At 39.9% G+C, this 20501-nt stretch carries 19 protein-coding genes and 1 pseudogene; 5 read left to right on the plus strand and 15 right to left on the minus strand.

Annotation, left to right across the window (positions count from 1 at the left end; all coding sequences use genetic code 11):
• Positions 1-8 precede the first annotated feature (8 nt).
• Together NSQ17_RS19115 and NSQ17_RS19120 are read right to left on the minus strand one after the other, a co-directional pair.
• Complete coding sequence (locus NSQ17_RS19115) at positions 9-1667, minus strand: T7SS effector LXG polymorphic toxin (protein ID WP_342468115.1); 1659 nt, start codon at positions 1665-1667, stop codon at positions 9-11.
• Positions 1668-1868: 201 nt separating this feature from the next.
• Positions 1869-3104 carry a TerD family protein gene (locus tag NSQ17_RS19120; RefSeq protein ID WP_342467705.1) on the minus strand — a complete coding sequence of 412 codons (1236 nt, stop codon included), beginning with the start codon at positions 3102-3104 and terminating at the stop codon, positions 1869-1871.
• Between the two features lie 160 nt (positions 3105-3264).
• Between NSQ17_RS19120 and NSQ17_RS19125 the strand changes: the two genes are divergently transcribed.
• Complete coding sequence (locus NSQ17_RS19125) at positions 3265-3426, plus strand: hypothetical protein (protein ID WP_025208294.1); 162 nt, start codon at positions 3265-3267, stop codon at positions 3424-3426.
• Positions 3427-3477: 51 nt separating this feature from the next.
• Here the strand turns inward: NSQ17_RS19125 and bglA are convergent, their stop codons facing one another.
• Both bglA and NSQ17_RS19135 read right to left on the minus strand, forming a co-directional pair.
• On the minus strand, positions 3478-4917 hold the full coding sequence (gene bglA / locus NSQ17_RS19130) for a 6-phospho-beta-glucosidase BglA (protein ID WP_342468116.1): 1440 nt from the start codon (positions 4915-4917) through the stop codon (positions 3478-3480).
• Positions 4918-4926: 9 nt separating this feature from the next.
• Positions 4927-6825, minus strand: a complete 1899-nt coding sequence (locus NSQ17_RS19135; protein WP_304717558.1) for a beta-glucoside-specific PTS transporter subunit IIABC — start codon at positions 6823-6825, stop codon at positions 4927-4929.
• A gap of 154 nt (positions 6826-6979) precedes the next feature.
• Between NSQ17_RS19135 and NSQ17_RS19140 the strand changes: the two genes are divergently transcribed.
• On the plus strand, positions 6980-7690 hold the full coding sequence (locus NSQ17_RS19140) for a GntR family transcriptional regulator (RefSeq protein ID WP_342467706.1): 711 nt from the start codon (positions 6980-6982) through the stop codon (positions 7688-7690).
• Between the two features lie 38 nt (positions 7691-7728).
• On the opposite strand, the gene NSQ17_RS19145 is transcribed toward NSQ17_RS19140, so the two are convergent.
• Positions 7729-8292: an Imm64 family immunity protein gene (locus tag NSQ17_RS19145; protein WP_342467707.1), complete on the minus strand. Its 564-nt coding sequence runs from the start codon at positions 8290-8292 to the stop codon at positions 7729-7731.
• Between the two features lie 320 nt (positions 8293-8612).
• Here NSQ17_RS19145 and NSQ17_RS19150 point away from each other — a divergent pair, with 320 nt between their 5' ends.
• A complete protein-coding gene (locus NSQ17_RS19150; protein WP_342467708.1) occupies positions 8613-9509 on the plus strand; it encodes a PhzF family phenazine biosynthesis protein in 897 nt (298 codons plus the stop codon).
• Positions 9510-9548: 39 nt separating this feature from the next.
• Here NSQ17_RS19150 and NSQ17_RS19155 read toward each other — a convergent pair whose 3' ends face one another.
• The 5 genes from NSQ17_RS19155 to NSQ17_RS19175 form a co-directional block, all read right to left on the minus strand.
• On the minus strand, positions 9549-10409 hold the full coding sequence (locus NSQ17_RS19155; protein WP_342467709.1) for a LysR family transcriptional regulator: 861 nt from the start codon (positions 10407-10409) through the stop codon (positions 9549-9551).
• A 13-nt stretch (positions 10410-10422) separates the two neighbouring features.
• Positions 10423-10929 (minus strand): hypothetical protein, encoded by a 507-nt coding sequence (locus NSQ17_RS19160; RefSeq protein ID WP_142153380.1) that lies wholly within the window; start codon positions 10927-10929, stop codon positions 10423-10425.
• A gap of 17 nt (positions 10930-10946) precedes the next feature.
• Positions 10947-11456 (minus strand): LURP-one-related family protein, encoded by a 510-nt coding sequence (locus tag NSQ17_RS19165; RefSeq protein WP_256688876.1) that lies wholly within the window; start codon positions 11454-11456, stop codon positions 10947-10949.
• 105 nt (positions 11457-11561) lie between these two features.
• Positions 11562-11903 carry a darcynin family protein gene (locus tag NSQ17_RS19170; protein ID WP_039165381.1) on the minus strand — a complete coding sequence of 114 codons (342 nt, stop codon included), beginning with the start codon at positions 11901-11903 and terminating at the stop codon, positions 11562-11564.
• A 71-nt stretch (positions 11904-11974) separates the two neighbouring features.
• Positions 11975-12565, minus strand: coding sequence for a Crp/Fnr family transcriptional regulator (locus tag NSQ17_RS19175; RefSeq protein WP_268361797.1), 591 nt, complete (start codon positions 12563-12565; stop codon positions 11975-11977).
• Between the two features lie 100 nt (positions 12566-12665).
• On the opposite strand from NSQ17_RS19175, the gene NSQ17_RS19180 reads away from it, so the two are divergent.
• The gene (locus tag NSQ17_RS19180; protein ID WP_144680285.1) at positions 12666-12914 is read left to right on the plus strand and encodes a hypothetical protein; all 249 of its coding nucleotides are present in this window, start codon (positions 12666-12668) and stop codon (positions 12912-12914) included.
• A gap of 14 nt (positions 12915-12928) precedes the next feature.
• On the plus strand, positions 12929-13171 hold the full coding sequence (locus NSQ17_RS19185; RefSeq protein ID WP_342462135.1) for a hypothetical protein: 243 nt from the start codon (positions 12929-12931) through the stop codon (positions 13169-13171).
• Positions 13172-13225: 54 nt separating this feature from the next.
• Here the strand turns inward: NSQ17_RS19185 and NSQ17_RS19190 are convergent, their stop codons facing one another.
• The 5 genes and pseudogenes from NSQ17_RS19190 to NSQ17_RS19210 form a co-directional block, all read right to left on the minus strand.
• The gene (locus tag NSQ17_RS19190; protein ID WP_342467710.1) at positions 13226-14599 is read right to left on the minus strand and encodes an ATP-binding protein; all 1374 of its coding nucleotides are present in this window, start codon (positions 14597-14599) and stop codon (positions 13226-13228) included.
• Positions 14596-15267 carry a response regulator transcription factor gene (locus tag NSQ17_RS19195; RefSeq protein ID WP_212362119.1) on the minus strand — a complete coding sequence of 224 codons (672 nt, stop codon included), beginning with the start codon at positions 15265-15267 and terminating at the stop codon, positions 14596-14598. Before NSQ17_RS19195 ends, NSQ17_RS19190 begins: the two co-directional genes overlap by 4 nt.
• Complete coding sequence (locus NSQ17_RS19200; protein WP_342467711.1) at positions 15268-17382, minus strand: MMPL family transporter; 2115 nt, start codon at positions 17380-17382, stop codon at positions 15268-15270.
• A 106-nt stretch (positions 17383-17488) separates the two neighbouring features.
• Positions 17489-18355, minus strand: a pseudogene (locus NSQ17_RS19205) (MBL fold metallo-hydrolase).
• Between the two features lie 59 nt (positions 18356-18414).
• Entirely contained in the window at positions 18415-20244 is a 1830-nt protein-coding gene (locus tag NSQ17_RS19210) for a hypothetical protein (protein ID WP_342467712.1), read from the minus strand.
• Positions 20245-20501 lie beyond the last annotated feature (257 nt).

A 20501-nucleotide genomic window follows, 5' to 3' on the forward strand; every position in this document is an offset into this window, starting at 1 on the left:
TTTTATAGTTATTTTATTCCTAATTTGTTTAAATACTTATTTAATCTATCACCAGCTATTGGATGACCGTGATACACATTACCACTCGTTAGTTCTCCTCTAATCCAACTAGTAGATTTTCCATTATCATAACCAACAACTTTACCAGTATCATAAATAAAGTAAAAATTATTATTGCCATTATCAATGATATGTCCTCTTTGAAGAGCTTCTTTTTCTATCACTTTATTATTTATTTCAGGTAGGTATTGAGCATTTCGTCTTCCGGTTTCACTAAAACGTTTCGCTTCTTCAGCAGTTCTAGCCTTTAAATGCTTATTATCATGATGAGAATATACTGCGCTATTTATCTTTATTCTAAAATCTTTTCTACCATAATAACTTTTATGAGCAATTTCATCATGCCTTTTTGAAATATTAGGTATACCTGAACTCTTTACACCCATCTTCCCATGAAATCCTTTCGCCCCAAACGGCAAAAGCATCCCCAGCGCCGCATTCATACTCGCTTCCTGCTGTTCTTTCGAGATTTTATTTCCAAACATATCTCGACCCGTAATCGCTTCACTGAAGCCGTTTGTTGCGGTGAGGCCATATAAGCCTTTTTGAGATGTTTTCAGGGCGTCAAAAGACTTCTGTGATGTCTTGTAAATGTCGACCGCTCTTACTGCGGCTGAGGTGGCTTGAGTCGTTTTATAAACGGCTTTACCGCCTTTGAAAATGCGTCCTGCCCATCCTACGATTGGGATATATCCTGCTGCTGCCATGCCGCCTGCGGCGACTCGCTGGCCTGCGGTGAGTTCTTCGCCTGTGATTGGATCAACGCCCGTAGCTGCACGTTTTGCATCATTCACACCGGTTAGCTCATTGACAATGTTCCCCCCATAATCAAGGGCTTTTTCATACCAAGGACGGTTGGCGAGCGCTTCTTGTTCCTTTGCGATCTTGCGGGCTTCTTCTTGATCTTTTTTGATTTTTAGATATTCAGAAGTTTGCTTCTCAATATCGCTTTTTGCCTTGTAGATTTCGCTATTTTGATACGCTTTCTTGTCAAAATTCATAGGCGAAATGGATTTTCCGTCATTTGTGGCATTCATCATTTCTGCGTACAATGCCATTGTAGCCTTCTCCTCAGTCTCTGACAAAGCATATTCATCTTTTAGATTTTGATCAAGTTCTATTAAATCTTTACCCGTTTTCTTCCGTTCATCTTCCGCATCTGCAATCTTTTCGTCAAAGGTTTTACTATCAAATACCTCCAGAGAAATGAGGTCATCAATATCTTGAAAAATCGTTTTGAGTGCCTTTTTTTGATCCTTCACGATGCTTTTGGCATTCTTGATTCCCATATGTACAGCGTTGTCTAAAAAGTGTTCTTCTACAAAGGTGTCGCCGCCAAAATTTGTATCATCAAGCGTCCCAGAAACACCTTCATGAAAGGCCTTTTGCTTATCGATGAAGCTGATAAACATGTCCACATTTCCGGCGAGTTCTTTGTAGAAGCTTTTAATGTTATCGGCACCTTTTCCAGTGAAGTCGTCACCGAGGTTGGCAACACCTTGAAGTGCCTTTTTTAAATCTATCATTTGTTCGCGGAGTTCCTGATAGTGTTTTGCCCTTGTATCCATGGCACTGGTTAGTGCTTTTGCATCAAGTATCTTGCCCAGATTAAGCCACTCCCTCCATTATTGATCATAAAGTCTATTTTACCGTGACCTCCAAAACGGAAAAATAGGCTAAATGACATAAAAAATGGAATGGACTCTCTATTCAATTTACCCTCTACAATGGATAAACGAGTTTATCCATTGTAGAGATATAGAAAAGGCCAGACAGTTCATTATACTCTGTCTGGCCACATGTTCACGTTACTTATAATCATTGATTGGTCCTTTATCCATCAAAACATCGATCTCATTTGAATATTTCATTTTTAACTTCGGTCTACGCTCAGAGTTTGGTTTACTGTAAAGCTCTAGTGGACGGATGATCACGCCATCATTTGTGTTTTGAAGAATACCTGGAACACAAGAATAAATTCGATCATTGTCATTTGCATGTTTCGCGTGAATCGTGACAGACGTTCCTTGATGATTATCGATACTCATAGTCACTCTATATCTATAGAAAGAACCTGTTCCATTTGATTGAGCAGAGTAAACAACGGGTACCACCGCAAGGATATCATCATTTAACCTTAGTTTAATGACTTCTGTTTTCATTGATTCACGATCTCTACCGACATCTCCCATATGCTCAACAGCCCCGTTACCGTAACTTTTGAGAGCGGGAACACCTTTTGCGCCAAACATGGCCACATCTATTTGTTTTCCTGACTTCGTATAGACCAATGCGTAAATATCATAATCGGTTCCAGACTCCCAAGATACTGTAGCCGTAATCTCTGGTGTTTTTTCAATGATGATCGGTTTATGACCTTTGTCTAAACTAATTTTACCTTGAACTTTCTCTAAGCTAATAGGTGCAGCGACTTTCTGTTTAGCGGCTGTTTTCATTGGAGCAGGCTCATTAATTTGTTTTTCAGAAACCATTTGAGGAGGTGTAGAAACATCCTGTTCATCAGGTTCAACCTCTACCCCATAAAGCTGGCATAGCCCTTCCAATCCAGAATCAAAGCCACGCCAGATGGATCGTGCTTTCGTTTCACTATTTCTTATGTATAGCTCTACTACGACAATGCCCTTTTCATTTGTAAAGCTTACTGGTGTTAGGTATAGGACCTCATCACCTGTTCGAATTTCTGCTTGCAGATTCTTCACATGAGAAAAGCCGATTCCTCGATCCTCTGTTAGTGTAATAGCCATCTTTGTGATTCCGACAGGCACTTTGCTCATATCAAAATTCAATTGATGTCTTTTCAACTGATCTGATATCTCTGCTGGTAAAAGTGTCGCGACACCCGTAGTACTCTCCGGCTGATTGTAAAAAATAATGCCATTATCTCCTTGAACTAGATTTGAATCTGTTAAGAGAAACGCCGTTAAAGAAATATCAATTGCAGATGACACTTCATAACTGATGGATAATTGCCCCTTTGGAGAGTTTAGTACGGTATTGGCACCCATTTGCAGAGTTTGATTCATTTCAACAACTCCTATTCTTTATCTACCATTTATCGTTTTTATAGACCAATTATACCAAATTGTGCAATGGAACCTATTAATATCTTTCTCTCTTTTCATCTCTGCAATGATATGAGACAATGCCACCTAAAAACAAACTACTCTCGAAAGGAGAATCAATGTGTATAAAAAAATCATCCCAGCTGTTACAGTGATATTCGGTTTTTGGATTCTTCTTCAATTAGCATTTAGCATCAATATCTTTCACAATCCAATGAATTATTTTATTGTGATCACTCTCTTTTTTCTTTGTATTCAGGCTACATTGAAGCATAGGAAATAAAAAAACCCGAACAAGCGAATCCCACGCTCATCCGGGCCAGTCATTTCTTTATTACACTTCTTCACCATTCGTTGCGATGACGTTTTGATACCAAGTAAACGAATCTTTTTTAAGACGCTTCATTGAACCATTACCTTCGTTATCGCGGTCAACATAAATCATGCCGTAGCGTTTTTTCATTTCACCGGTTGTGAATGACACGATATCAATGATGCCCCAAGGTGTGTAGCCGATGAGGTCCACACCGTCATATTCAACCGCTTTTTTCAGTGCTTGAATATGAGAAGCGAGATATTGAATTCGCTCTGGGTCATGAATAGAGCCGTCTTCTTCCACTTGATCAATGGCACCAAAGCCATTTTCCACAATGAATAGCGGGATTTGATAGCGATCGTAAAAACGATTCAATGTATATCTTAAGCCTGTCGGATCAATGGACCAGCCCCAGTCGCTTGATTTGATATACGGATTTTCTACACCATGTGGCAGTGCTCCATTGACAATGTCCCCGTTGTGATCAGATACTGCATCGCTTTTGACCGTTGTTGACATGTAGTAGCTAAAGCCAAGGTAATCTACTTTTCCTTTTCTTAAACTTTCTTCATCGCCTTCTTCAAATGGAATGTGATAGCCTTCGCGCTCAAATTCTTTTAACGCGTAGCTTGGATAGTAGCCACGCACTTGGACATCTGGGAAGAAATAGCGCTGTCTCATATATTCTTCTGCCAGCATGACATCCTCTGGGTTTGAGGAATATGGATAAATTGGCACGTGGGACACCATCGCTCCAATTTGAAAGAACGGATTGATCTCTTTTCCTTTTGCCACTGCCCATGCACTTGCAAGCAATTCATGATGGCCCGCTTGATACATGACTTCTTTGGCATTTTCGCCTTCTTTGACAGATACCCCTGAATTTGTCCAAAGGAACAACGGGTTGTTGACGTCCATTTTGTTATTGATTTCATTAAATGTCATCCAGTACGTGACCTTGTCTTTGTAACGATTGAAGCATACTTCCGCAAATTTCGCGAAATATTCAGCGACTTTTCTGCTTCGGAATCCGCCGTATTCTCTTGCCAAATGAAGGGGCATTTCAAAGTGAGACAACGTAATGACAGGCTCGATTCCATGTTTAATCAGTTCATCAAACACATCATCATAAAACTGTAAGCCTGCTTCATTCGGCTCTTCTTCATCCCCTTTAGGGAAAATTCGGCTCCAGCCGATCGATGTTCGCAAGCATTTTAATCCCATTTCAGCAAACATGGCGATATCTTCTTTGTAACGATGGTAGAAATCAATGGCTTCATGGTTTGGATAAAAAGTTCCTTCTTCTATCGTTTCCGTGATCTGTCTTGGTACACCATGAGCACCTGCTGTCATCACATCTACAACACTCGGCCCTTTGCCAGCTGCATTCCATCCACCTTCGAATTGATGAGCGGCTAATGCCCCGCCCCATAAGAAATCTTTTGGTAAAGTCATTATCTATTCCTCCTATTTCACAATTGTCATCATGACGTCAGTTGGCTGACATGTCGAACGTTTCTCTACAATCACATCTTCGTATGCTTGGGTATTGGTAAGGATAACAGGTGTGATTGTTTGTAATCCTTTGCTTTCAATTGCTTCCTGATCAAATGTCATCAACAAGTCACCCTTTTTCACCTTGTCGCCTTCTTTGATATTGAGTGTAAATGCCGATCCATCTAGAGAGACCGTATCAATTCCTACATGAACAAGTAACTCTACACCAAATTCAGATCGCAGACCAATCGCATGTTTTGTTGGTGCAAGCATGACGACACTGCCATCAAACGGTGCAAACAGTTTGTTATCGGTCGGATGAATGGCAAAACCTTTCCCCATCGCCCCAGAGCTAAATACGGCATCTGGCACTTCAGATAACGAAAGCACCTTTCCTGTAAGTGGAGCCGTGATCATTTCTTCATTGTTCATAGAAGTATTTGGCGTTTCTCTGTCTTGATCTTTAACAGGTGTTTCACCAGCTGACTGTTCTACCGTATCTTCTCCATATCCTAACATTTGAATAAGCACAACTGGTAAAATCAGCGCAATGGCCACACCAATCAAAATACCAATGATAGACGTTGGATAATCTGCACTGATTCCGTTCACAATGGTCAGCGGGCCAGGCAGTCCTGCATATGCAAAGTAATAAGGCGTAAAGAAGCTGGCCACAACGGCACCGACCGCTCCAGAAATACACCCGAAAATAAACGGCTTTTTAAAACGTAAGGTGACACCGTAAATCGCAGGCTCCGTAATACCGAAGAGTCCTGTGATTCCAGCTGAAACCCCAACTTTCCGTGTTTCCCGATTTCTTGCTTTTAAAATAACTCCCAGCACCGCACCGACTTGAGCGATAACAGCGATGGTTTGATATGCCTGAAAGGAGTCACGTCCATATTGTTCAAAGTTCGCAAGTACCATTGGCGTGATGCCCCAGTGAACACCGAAAATCACGAGTACTTGCCAGAAACCGCCGATAATGGCCCCTGCCAGAGCTGGTACATTTTCAGCTAAGACATTGTATCCGTTTGCAATCCCATTTGCACCTGCTGTCGAAAGAGGACCGATTAATAGTATGGTTAACGGAACCATGACGACCATACATAGAAATGGGACAAATAGCGGTTTGACGACTTCATGAATTCGTTTGTTTAAGAATTTTTCTACATAGGAAAGAATCCATACTAAGAAAAGCGGTGGCAAGACGGATGATGTATAAACCGTTTCAGATAACGCAATCCCTAAAAAGGTCACACCTTCCCCTGATGCTACACGTCCAGCAATCTCTGTCCAAGAAGGACTGACAAGCGCTGCTGTACAAGCAACCGCAATATACATATTCGTTTTGAAATGCTTGGCTGCAGTTATCGCAATAAAAATGGGCAAGAACGTAAACGGTGCCCAAGAAATAAAGCTAAACACTTCATAAGTGCCTGTTTTCGAGAAGCTTGGAAATATCAAATTTATTAAGATAAGTGCACCTTGCAAAATACCAGCTGCGGCTAAAATATACACAAATGGCGCAAACACAGCGGACATGGTCGCAATGACCCGATTCAGTATCGTTCCTTTGTTTTCATTCGGCTGATCATCATCCGACGTTTGGAGCTGAACAAGGTTGGAAAAATGCTCATATACCTCACCTACATGCTGACCGATCACAACCTGAAACTGACCACCGTTTTCCACCACTGTAATGACGCCAGGCATGGCGTTGACTGCTTCTTTTGCCTTTGGATTAGAACGCTTCAGCACCAAACGCAGCCTCGTGGCGCATCTTGCGGCACTCACCACATTTTCTTCTCCGCCAACTGCTTCTAAAATGTCTTCTGCAAGCTTTTGATAATCCCTCACTTTTGACATATAACCCCCCCTTTATCACTACTAGTATACGTACATTATAATTATACCGGTACAATTTATCAATACATATATAATTTGAGTTTGCATATCAAAGAGAAATCGGGATGTGCTATAATACAAAGACAATAAATCGTGAAAACAAAGAGGAATGGCTATGTTAAAGTATCAACAAATTGCGAGCGATATTGAAAAATATATTGTCACACATGAGCTGCAGCAAGGAGACAAACTCCCTGTGCTTGAGACGCTCATGAATCAATTTGCTGTGAGCAAAAGTACAATTATCAAATCATTAGATTTACTCGAAAGAAAAGGGATTGTCTATCAGGTGAGGGGCAGCGGCATCTTTGTGAGAAGGCATAGACGCAAAGGCTATATTAGCCTATTATCCAACCAAGGGTTTAAAAAAGATTTAGAGGAATTTCAACTGACATCAGAAGTTCTCACGTTAGATATCGTCAAACCGCCAGAAGAAGCTGCGCTAAATTTAAATATTGAACTAGATGAGGATGTTTTCTACCTTAAACGCATTCGTTACATCAATGGACAAACTTTATGTTTAGAAGAGTCCTATTACCGGAAAACCATTATTCCTTACCTCAACACAGAAATTGCAGCCGATTCTGTATTTAAATTCATTAGTGAAGGCCTTGGTCTTAAAGTGGGCTTTTCTGACATGTACCTGCAAGTTGGCAAACTAAACGAAACTGAAGCGAAGCACCTCGGACTTAAACAAGACGATCCTGCCCTCCGCGTCGAGACCGTTTTCCATCTCACAAACGGACAGCCCTTCGACTTCTCGAAAATCACATATAACTACATGCAATCCCAATTTTTTATTCAGGCGAATAATTATTATGGGTGATGAAAGGAAAAAGCCCCTGATACATTCAGGAGGCTTTTCTACTGTTCTCTTTTAACCTTTAAGTATATCTTCCCTCTCTCTTGAGTAGTTAGCCCGTCAATGAGAGTATCACCATAAAAAATGACTAAATAATCCCCTTTACCTATAAGAACAACTGGAAAAGCATGATGTTCCTGCAGACTCTTTTCAACATCATCTGGATGAAGCTCGATTTCCATTTCATGACCAATGAATGCATACTCAAACGGAAGAGTATGATAAAGTTCTACAAGACACTGTACGATCTCCTGTTGAATACGAACGACATCATGTGAAACAACCTCTGTCCACTTTAAATATAGAACGAATCCCACAAAACCAGCTTCTTTTTGTATGTTGATAGTCGTATGTTTTAGACATGTTCCCGCCAATTCAAATTCTGTATAAAAACCTTCCAAGTAATAGTTTTTGATTTTATTCTCTTTTACATCATGTTCGATCCATGCTTCGCCATTAGCGTCTTGACTAAACTTTACTTTCGTTATTGACATTCCTTTTTTTGTTAAATAGTCAGTCAGTTTGTGAAAAGTGGTTATTAAATGAATGTCATCATAGAATACCAATCCAATATTGATATATCCTCCTAAAGCTATGCTGAATCCCTCGCCTTCTTTTTGTTTTGTTCAAGCATACTACAAAAAAGCAGGTTCCTTCGTACCTCCCTTTTGATCCATCATTATTTTTTCCCTTAAATGTCTTTACCGTCTTACCACTCTCTGACAATCTTTTTCCTGTAATGGTACGTAGACTTTCCCGCCCTTAGCGCCTAGTTGTTTGATATTACATGAACAATTCCAATAAATCACATCAAAAAGATTCATTTTACGAATGCATCCTACACACTTATGATGAACATAACAACATGGTTAGGAGGATTCGTCAGATGAAAGATATTAGGGTGTATCATGTCGATGCGTTTACAACTGAGAAATTTGGAGGTAATGCCGCTGGGGTGGTGTTGGATGGGGAATGGTTAACGGAGGATGAGATGCAGAATATCGCCAAGGAGTTGAACTTACCCGAATCCGTTTTCTTGCTGCCGGCACATGATGAGAAAGCCGATTATCGAGTGAAATATTTCACTCCAACGGAAGAGGTCAATTTCTGCGGGCATGCGACGGTTGGGTTGACTTGGCTTTTAGCGACAGAGCTAGGGATGGCTAAAGAAAAATCAGGAGTGGTGTTAGAAATAAAGATCGGCCATGTTCCCGTTATATGGCACGAAGAGAATGGAAAACTTGTGGATGTGGAGATGACACAGGTCACGCCAAAGACGCGAGATTTTATCATCGATGTAGAAGAGCTTAGTGACATGCTCGGTATAAGCAGTGACAGGATTGATCCATCCTATCCTATAAAATTAGCAAACACCGGAAACTGGCATCTCCTGGTTCCGCTGAAACACCAGAATGACATTGATCAAGCAGCACCAAACTTAGCAGCTTTAGGAAAAATGAATAAAGAGCAGGATATCACAACGACTCATCTTTATACGTTTCAATCCACAAAGGACTTTGATCTTTATACAAGGGATTTTGCACCTGGCATTGGCATACCCGAAGATCCTGTAACGGGAGCAGCAAACGGGGCATTGGCCGGATATCTGTATTTGGAAGGGATCATTCCTCAGCAAGAAACCACTCATCTGCGCATTGCCCAAGGTGATGCAATCGGCAGACCAGGATTGCTTCGTATCACGGTCATTCCGAATGAAGCAAAGCCGGTCATTAAAGTAGCAGGTGCAGCGGTTATTACCATTTGTGGGGTGATCACGCTATAAATTGATCAGCTTGAATAGAGACTCTCGTTCAAGCTGAATCTATTTAAAATGATCTTTGACCGCTTCAATCCATCTTTTAGTAGAGGGAGAGGCTGCGTTAAAAGATTTAAACGCCATATTGATTTCGCGATAAACACGGGTCTCAAGTGGAATTACGTTCGCATGAAGCACCTGAGGCGGCAAAATCAACTTCGGAATGATCGTGAGCCCAAGGCCTTCCTGAACCATAGAGATGAGCGTATTGTTGTCCCCAATCTCAAATAAAACATGGGGTTTTACGCCTCTTTCTTTTAATATTTTCTTAATGAGTTGATCACAGCCCGCTTTTGGCATAATAAATGGTTCATCTTGGAACGAAGCCACTTCCATCACCTTCTTTGTATGGAAACGATGACTCTCTTGCATGAGCACAACCAATTCATCTTGAAACAGTGGAACAGTTTCCAAATCTCTAGATGGCTGTGTTAAAAACCCAAGATCAACTGTGCCAGATGCGATCCACTCTTCAATTTCTTCATAGCCGCCTTCGTATAATTCCAATTGGATATTGGGATAACTTTTCGTAAAACGATGAATGAGCTGCGGAAGCATTTTTGAAGAAAAACTAGAAAACGTGCCGATTTTAATACTCCCCACTTCCATCCCTTGAATCAACGCCGCCTCCTGCTCAAGCAATGACGCATGATGAATGATTTGGCGAATATGGGGCATCAATCGCTCACCTGCATCTGTCAGCGACAGCCCGTTTCGATTCCGATGAAGCAGCACAATCCCAAGTTCTGACTCAAGCTTCGCCATATTATGACTCACACCCGACTGCGTCAACCCAAGCTTCTCACCGGCTTTTGTAAAACTGCCGCATTCGACGACTGTTTGAAATACTTTGTATGGGAATGTCATTCGTTTGCTCACCTCACTTTAGATCTTGGCAAAACCTACTGTTAGACATGTCTGTGATTTTTCGATTTAATTGTTGTTCGACCAATTGAAAACATGCCTGCTGAATCCATAAACGTTTAAATGTATAGAGTTGTTCTTTTTCATCGCCATGCATCTCTTCATCTTTTTCTAACTGAAAATCTGTTAATTCGATTTTGTCATGAACATGCATATGAATAAAAACATGCGCATTGTGAAAATCATGCATATGCTCTACTAAAGCTGAGATATTGGTGATAAAGTCATCAAATATATCTTCTTCTAGCGTTTTCTTGAGATCTAGATGGCTGTGCACATCCATTGATATGTAATTATCTCTTTCATCCAGTTCTTCTTGAGTGGCCAGAGGGTTATCATGAATCGTTGCTTTTCTATTTAAATCTGTAATCGAGAAATAGACGATGATGTCTTTATTATCGAGAAATTCATACGCCCATATCTCTGCATCTCTTAATCTTAAAATGCGGGTGAGGTTGTCCAACTTTTTAAAACCTCCAATTAATTATTCATTGTCGTCGTCGACGAAGACCTAGACGCCGCTTCATCCGCTTTCACACAATCAATCGCAACAACCAATGCAATCATCACAGGCTCCATCTCTTCTTTCAAAATATCCACCTTGTAGCTATCCCCCCAAGTAAACCATTCCTTCTTTACCTGACCGATCACTTCGCCGCTTTGCAGCACTTGGAAATTCATATCCCACCAGTTTCCTTGTACTTCGATACCAGCAGCATCAATTGAATATTTTGCTTTGAAGAACGTAAACTCTTTTTTGATCGTCAATACCTCTTGCCCACCGACTTCTACTAAAAACTTCGGTAAAAAGCTAAACATTTTCTTCGTAATTACAGCGATGACTTCTCGTTCTGTATTCAAAATGGTAAACGTCTTTGGCACCTTCATAAAGCTGCCTTCGACCACATATACATCATTCTCCTGTTGGTCCTTTACCGTAAACCTGCCGCTCAGACTAAATACCTTTTGCTTCATATACAGCTGCTTCATAAGTACCTCCGATTCAATTCAAAAATTTATCCGTTCTTCCCTTACCCCTGATTATACCAAATAATAGAATGTGCAAAAAACCACCTGGTAGCAGGTGGTTTTCGATTACTGATCCATTTTCAGAGATTCTTTTTCATATGTTTGAAAAGCATCTTCCATTCCCATGATGACCTCTTTCATTTTGACATAACCACTTGTATAAGGAATAGAATCTCTAATCTCTTCCCACATAAAATGATAGAACTTCAGATCATCTGTTTCACACATCACAAAATCTGTGTAATCCTTACCTGGAAGAGCCTCAGCATCAAAAAAGCGCACCGTCACATGTTCCTCATATTTCTGCATCAACTCTTGCAGCGAAGCCGCATGGGTTCTGCGCTCCTCTCGTGGTAAAGCAAGCCAAGATGGATAGAACTCTAATAAAACAACCATCATATATTTCATCATCATGCCCCTCGTTTCTTCTATGATGTGATGATTGTACGCCAGATCTAGAGAATGTGCATTAACATAGGTTAATGTTCAGCAGGATGCAGCAGCCTGCTCAGCGAAACCGGAGAAATACCGATATATGAGGCAATATGATATTGAGCGATACGCTGATGTAACCCGGGATATTTCAATAAAAACGCCTGATATCGCTCAATGGCTGGCAAATATAGCAGTTCCCTCTCACGCTCTTCCTTTCTCGTATACAGCCTTTCTACACTCACCCGAACAAACCGCTCCCACATATGACTTCTGTCCATCAATATTTGAAGTAGATCATACGGAATTTCAATCACGATAGAATCCTCCATCGCTTCAATCGAATAAGGAGAAGGCTGCCCATTGATCATACTTGCATAAGAAGTAGCAAAATCATCTTCCAACGTAAAAGCCACGTTGTACTCCCTGCCATCCGGTAACAAATAGAAGAGACGGAAGAGACCTGTTATGCAGAAATAGGCATGCTTCACTGGATCGCCAGCCTTGATTATGCATGTACCCGCTTTTAATTGTTTAATCGTTGTTCCATCTTTAAAGGCTTGCCAATGCTTATGTTCAATAAGATATTTCGATATTTTGGTTTTGAACGTGTCGTATGGGTTAGTTATTTTGTCCATCTGTAAGTTACCTCTCTAGTAATGGAAGACTTGATAAAAAATTGTATCAGGAAACACTCAAGTTATAATGGAAATATAAGCGATGATGAGAGGAGAAACAATGAAAAAAATCACTTTTTTTGACTGGACCATCCATTTACAAGCGGACTTAACAGCGATTACCGATCATTATGAAAAGAAAATGGTCATTTTAGAGCCATCTGTTGAACTAAATAGCATCATCTGGATGGATGACAACAACGAGCTACAAATCAAACCTACTTGGGATTGTGTCATTTCAATTGATCCAACCAATAAATCACTGACAATCCGGCAAACAAAAGAAGTATTCGGAGATGTGTACGAATGAAAATAGGAGGAACTATGAAGAAAATCGCTTTTTATGATTGGACGATTCACTATCCTGACCATTTAACAGCAGTCAAAGATGATACAGAAAAGAAAATGGTTTTTCTAGAACAAACGGTTGAATTTAAAGGAATGATCCGTATTGATGAGAGTGACGAACTGCAAATAAAGCCGACATGGGATTGCGTCATTATTGTAAATGCAAAACAGATGTCTATGACAGTTCGTGATGCAGAAGACTTTGTAGGTTTACCATAAACATTAAAAAGAAAAGTCTCATTTGACACACGCAAACGAGACTTTTCTCAAATACTATTTCTTTGGAAAAACCGTCGTAAAGGTCGTTCCTTCTTTTTCATTGCTTTCTACTTCAATAGAAGCATTGTGGTACGACAGGACTTCTTGCACAATGGATAATCCAAGACCCATTCCCTCTTTATTTCGTGCCTGATCTACCCGGTAAAAGCGTTCAAATATTTTTTCTAATGTGTGCGGTTCTATGCCAATCCCCGTATCTCTAATCGTCACGACCGCTTCCGATTCATTTTCATTACAATGAATACTGATTTCCCCAAACTCTTTGTTGTACTTAATAGCATTGCCAATTAAATTCTCCCAAACATTGATCAACAAAGTCCGATCCGCATATACCGAAACAGGCTGTAGATCCAACTTAATTTCTAGACCTTTCTCTTCTATCCGCCATAGCATCGAATGGACCACTTGATGAAGCTGCTCATCTACTCTGACGATTTGTTTATTCGTTGGATATGTCCCTTGATCAATAGAGGTTAAAATGAGAAGTTGTTTCGTTAAGTTAGATAATCGCTTTGCTTCTGTTTGAATAATGTGGTTGTATTTTTTCCCTTCGCTTGATGAAATCTCCTCATTTAGTAATTCAGAATACCCTCGTATATTTAATAGTGGTGACTGAAAATCGTGCGAGACGTTATTCACAAATTTCTTCCTTGCTTGATCGGTATTCTCTAATTTCTGCTGCATCATCCGAAAACGATCAGCAAGCTGACCAATTTCATCTTTTCGATTGATCATTAATGGATACTGAAAATTATGGTTTGCCATCTCTTGCGTCGCACTCGTCAATTCTGAAAGAGATTGGGTGACCTTTCGAGACATGAATAAAATGCCAATGATACTGCTCACAAAAACGGCGAAGATAAATCCAAAAATAATCAAATGGAACTCTGTAAAGAAACTGATATTATTCGGGCGTAAAAATAAGCCCCATTCTTCCCCGTCAATTTCTATTTTCGTCCCCACTGTATTTTGTATATCATTTGCGAAATGACTCATGATTAAGTATGAATTTTTAAAGGATTTGATCCCGTTGTACGCTTTACCGCCTTCAAATAAGGCGTGCATTTGGTCATTCCATTTTTTCGTTTTAAATGGTTCGCCAAACATCTTCATCTCCCCATCTTCTTTAACCAAAGCGATTTGGTACCCTAGATCGCTCATGGTTTGCAAAAAATCAGAAGAGGCCCGCAAGGTAATTTCATGTTCTTTGATTTGTTTAGATAACTGCTCGGCAATGGCTAAATATCGATCATTCATTTGCTCTTTGACAACATGATTGTAAATCAAGTTAGAACAAATAAATCCAATGAAGATACTAATCAAAACAATCAAACACGTATATAGCATAAAACGTTGTTGTAGTTTCATTCTTTTACCTCAAGTTGATAGCCGAAACCACGTATTGTGACAATTTCAATCGTCGCTTCCGCCCTTTTTAAACGTTCTCGTATGCGGTTAATATGCGTGTTTAATGTGAATTCGGGTTGATCTAACGTATCCCCCCAAATGTCATCAATTAAATCCCAGCGGCTTACATTGCGGTTTGCCCGCTGCAGCAGATAATACAGAATTTCTAATTCCCGCATGGGCCAGATATATTGCTGATTGGCAATCGTTAATTCCCAACGGTTCGTATCAATTTGAACATTTCCCGCAGTCGTTATAGCTTCTATAGATTTACGATATCGTCGTAAAATCGCATTTACACGGAATAGCAGTTCTTTCGTTTCAAATGGTTTGACGATATAATCATCAATCCCTTGTTCAAATCCTTGCTGCTTATCTTCAATCTGCCCTTTCGCTGTCAGCATAATGACCGGCAGTTCATATTGTTTCGTCACAATGTTCGCCAGCTGAAAGCCATCCATCCCAGGCATCATCACATCAATAATCATGAGATCAAATGACTGATGTTGCAAAAAAGCAAGCGCTGCCTCAGCATTGCTTGCTTTTGTCACTTGGTACCCCGCCTGCTCTAAATGGATGGACACTAATTGCAAAATGGCTTCATCATCATCCACAACCAATACATGCAATTATCCTTCCTCCTTTATTTCCTTAGCTTTGTCTTTTTCAAAGAATAATATGAGTGACGGCAGCAACATTCCTCGCACGAAGAATGTATCGATGATAATCCCAATAGCGACAATAAATCCAAAGATAAATAAATCCGTAATCGGCATGGTCATTAATGCGGCAAACGTTGCAGCAAGAATGATCCCCGCTGACGAAATGACCCCGCCTGTGTTTCGTATCGCTACTTCTAATGCAGCTTTGACGTGTAACGTTTGGCGTTCTTCTAAGAAACGGCTCACAAGGATGATGTTATAATCAATTCCTAATGCCACGAGAAAGATAAAGGCATACACAGGGGCACGAGTTGAAATCGCATCATATCCAAATAACACATCGACTAAGAAAATACCTAAGCCTAATGCAGATACAAATGAGATTAAAATCGTCGCCATCATATAAATCGACATTTTCATGGAGCGTGTCAAAACGAGTAATAAGATCAGAATGAGTAATGTTTCCAGTAATACGATCTTTTTAATATCGGATTGATTCACTTGTTGCTCATCCACTAATTTAGCTGTTGTGCCAGCAAAAGATAACTGAACCTTTTGACCATCTGATAATCGATAGGTGGCTTGATTTGTACGGAAATCTCCTAAAAATTCAATGGCCTCTATACTGTATGGATTCACTTTTAATGATATCGTCATTTTGCCGTGCTCTCCATCTTTGGTTACCCCCGAAGGACGAGCCGATCCTATCTCTTCATTTTCTGAGAATTGGGCGGAGATTTCTTGTAAATGTTCCTGAGTTAGCTTTTGACCAGTCACAAGTACTGTTGTCTGGGCTAGATCACCTTTATTAAATTTTTCCTCAACGATTTCAAATGCAACACGAGAAGGTAAATCCTTCGGGAAATTTTTCACCGAGTTAAATTCATAATGTAAATTGAAAATATTCGCACCTGTCACAAGTAAAAACAGCAAGACCGCACCACCAATTAATCCTGGTTTTCGAACCACGAATTTGGCAAGAGGTCCCCATATGCCATGTTTTGCTTCTTTTGCTTCACCATATGTCGGTACTTTCGGCCAAAATGCTTTGCGGCCAAATAATGCAAACAAGGCTGGAATCAGTGTGACAGAAGCCAACATAATGACCACCATCGCAGCACCAAAGATTGGCGCAAAGTTTTGATAATCACGGAAATCCGCCACAAATAATATGATCATCGCCGCAAATACTGTACCGCCTGCAAATAAGACCGGTTTGGCTGTTGAACGCATCGCCACTTTCATCGCTTCAAATTGATTTTCATGATGTTGTAACTCCTCACGATAACGCGAGAAAACAAACAATGAATAATCAATCACAGCAGCAAATAACAAAATGCTCATAATCGAGGTGGTCGAGTTATTGATTTCAAGTCCACCCACGCCAAGTAAAGCCACAACTTGATTCACCACTTGATAGACAATGACCGTTGCGAACAAGGGAATGATCGCTAATAACGGAGAACGGTAAATGACGATCAATAAAACCAAAATGATTGCAACAGTAGCTAATAGCAGTTTCAAGTCGGCAGATTCAAACAGCTTCACCGTATCCCCCGCTATACCTGCTGGACCCGTAATATAAAAATCAGCATCTAGCCCTTTCGCTATGTTTGTACCGACATCCGTTGTCTCATCATTAATCTTTGCATAATCAGCATTGCCTAATCCCGCTTTCAAATTCATTGGCACAATCATGGTCGTTTCATCTTCTGATAAAAAAGCGGATAACGCTTGAGGAGGCAATGCGGACACATCGACAATTTCTTCAATTCCCTCAATCTTTGCCTCTTTGATTCCTTGAATGATCGTTTTTACATCTTGAATAGCCAGCTTTCCATTAGGGTTATGGAACACATATAATCCCGGAGTCCCTTTATCATTTGGGAAATACTGATCTAACTTCTTTTGTGTCACGATGGACTGAGCATCACTAGGTAAAGATTGAAAATTGCTCACTTTATGATCTCCCAATTTAGGCCCAGCACTCAACCCGATCATGAAAACAAGCCAAATGATAACAGTCAGCCAAGCTCCTTTTTTTGTAGACATTTTATCAATAAATGATCTGAATCCTTTCATTGATGGTTCTCCTCCTTTTCTTACCGGTTCGAGTATATCGCTCGTATATAAACTTGATATAAACTCAGGGAAAAGGACGAGCCATGAAAATAAAAAAAGCAGAGGTTTATCCCTCTGCTAATCCTTCATAACCATTTACAAAATAAGCGATTGTCTCTAACTCATCTTCTTTTAGTTCTCTGTTCACATGTGTTTGATATTCACTCTTGATTTTCTCCTGGTCTCCACCATAAAGATCAGTGTATTTCGCCATCATTCGAAGCTTGTCTGTTTCCTGACGAAACTCCTCTTTTGTCCACGGTCTTTGATGTGAAGGAATATACGTCTCCGCATCAAAAGCATCTAACTCATCTAAAAGACGCAAAATTTCTTTCACCGTAAAATGTACTTTTTCTGCATACATTTTCGGATAAATGCAATCACCAAGAAACAGGATTTTTTCCTCTTTCACATACACGATCACTGAATCTGCGGCATGATCGCCCCCAACATGCTACACAACACAAGTGACCCCGCCAAGATCAATCTCCATCCGACGATCAAACGTCACATCCGGTAAAACCACCTGAATCTCTCGGTGATTCTTATATTCTTCTTTTATCGCCTTCGCGCAAAACTCAATCTCCGTTCCTTCCCTCACCCGCTCATCAATCGCCTCATCTGACCAAGAAAACGGAAGAAGCTTCTCCATTTCCTTTCTGGTTTTTGCAGAAGTAATTGAAACCGCATGAGGCAGCGCCGGTAGACCAAAAATATGATCCCAATGCCAATGAGTGAGGACAACCATATCCGGCGTGACGTTCTCTTGTTTTAAGGTCTTTTGGATGAAATAGTTCGCATGATCTTCTGAATTACCAGCATCGATCATTAATGTTTTGTTATTGCCTACGACCATGCCTAGGATGGGGCGGTCAGTGAGTGATATTGGTGTGATGTAGGAGAAGGTTTGGCCTATTTTTTTGATTGTGTGCATGGTGTGCCTGCTCTCTAATATTTAGATTTTATTCTCGTAGTGCGAAGGTAAACCGAAGCCTATTTCTTTAATAAGTATTTGGCTAACTTTCGATCTTCCTTATCCTTTGTCTTCACGGCAATATGTTCAATCAATTCTCTTGTGGCCGCTTGCTGCGAATACGAAGGAGACCATTCTTTTAATACACTTAAAGCATGATACTGTAAATTTCCATCATTTGATCTAAGTGCAGCTTGAATCAATGGCAATCCTACACCTTCGTGTTCATATAAATCTTGCACAATATATTGTAGACAAGCCACTTCATCATCTGAGAGGTTTGATAACGATAAATGTGTTTCTGCAAATGTACAAAGCTCTCTAATATGCTGGTGATGATTTGTGTCCATCACAGCAAAGTATATTTCACTATTTGTCGGATCTTTCTCAAGCAAAGCAAATAGATGCTCAATCACATCTAAACGATAAAAGAGAGCGATTTCAAGTGCTTGGGAGCTAAAAACCTGGTGTAACGAATCGGTTGCAAGCTTTGGCCATCTACTGTCATTGATAAACGGTTGAACAGCTTCCTGGATAGCCTTATAATCGTCCTGTTTCCATGAAGCATTCAATCGGTCTTCCCAAATCTCTTGTTCATCATTTAAAAACTCATTTATTTTCAATATTGGATAAAAGTCCTCAATTGTTTGGCAGTGCTTATGAGCATGGTGAATAAATCGGCAGAGAACTGAGCTTGCATTTGAATACTCATCGATTCCGTAGATAGAAACCTCATCTTCTAATAACGCTTGAATGATGAGACTCGCTCCATCGTATATTTCTTTGGAAATTTCATCTTCTGATAAAGCTGTTTCCAGATCACCATTAAGAGCGCAAGTATAGGCTAAGTATTCATTCATGATTGTATTTTCGCAGCCCTTTGTTAGTAACCAACGTTTTATTTCTGGCGTCGAAGCTTCCAATTGCTCAACAGCCGAAATTTTTCCCCATCCATCGACGGACTTTGCAAGACGCCAAACATGTTCGTTTCCTTGAATTGTGCCATTCTTCAATGCAAACACGACATAAGAAGTAAATTCTTCATGCATACCTATTGTGAATAAAAGCTCTTTGTATTTTTCACAGTTTGTACATCCCAGTATCATGACTGCAAATTTGACGACCTCCCGATGTGCCGCATGTTCAAGAAGCCATAACGCTTCTTGCTGTACACGGGATTCAGCCCATTGTGTTTGCTGAAATCGTTCAATTAGCTCACTGTTGCGACTCGCCATATTGTTAGAAATGATTTTTTCATATGTTTTTTTTCTAGTTTCGTTTGTAGGATGATTCAGTTGTATTTCAAAAAGCTTCAATAGTTTCTTCACATAAAAAGGGGCAGGTCGTTCATCTACATAATAATCAGATAAACCGGGAGCCAATCGTGGTTCATTTTCGTCAAATAAATAATCTTCATCGGGTAAACGGTCGTCTACTATTTTATGATGTGATTGAATTTGTTGTTGAATAAAGGGAACGATTTTCTCTTTATGATCCCATGGGAGAAAGTCTATCTTCATTGATTCATCTAAAACCGTTTCATGATCTACCTTCACCATACAACGAAATCGTACATACCCACCAAGTTTAACGGACACTTTGTGTTTTGTACCATCTTGAAGCTCCAATATCCCTGACAATTTTGAATAAGGGATCATATGAGTCAATAAACTTTTTCGTTGTTTTTTATCAACTGTCACACCATCAATGATTAGTTGCTCTTCTTTTATTTGGTTTGTAATTTCTATAGAATGCCCTTTATAATCAATTTTCCATGTTTTATTTATTTCTTTTTCTACATCTTTTATTACGTTACGTATTTCACGTTTAAAGTTTTCTTTAAAACTCATGGAAGTCTCCTTTAATTCTATTGATCTCCCTTAATCTCCGTTATAAGAGATTCTTTTAAACAATAAATAATTCTTCTTATCTTCCAATATATACTTTACTATAAAAATTTGGCAGACACTAACCATACCAATTACCACTTCACTTTACTAGGTGATTTACCAAACTACTTAAAAAACCTTTACTCATTTCAAATTATAGAATATAAAGTGGGAAAACTTGAAATCAGGACCAATAGTAAAGACATCTACTTTATGAT

It is taken from the genome of Bacillus sp. FSL W8-0629 (genome assembly GCF_038593225.1).
Taxonomy (GTDB): Bacteria; Bacillota; Bacilli; order Bacillales; family Bacillaceae; genus Bacillus; species Bacillus altitudinis.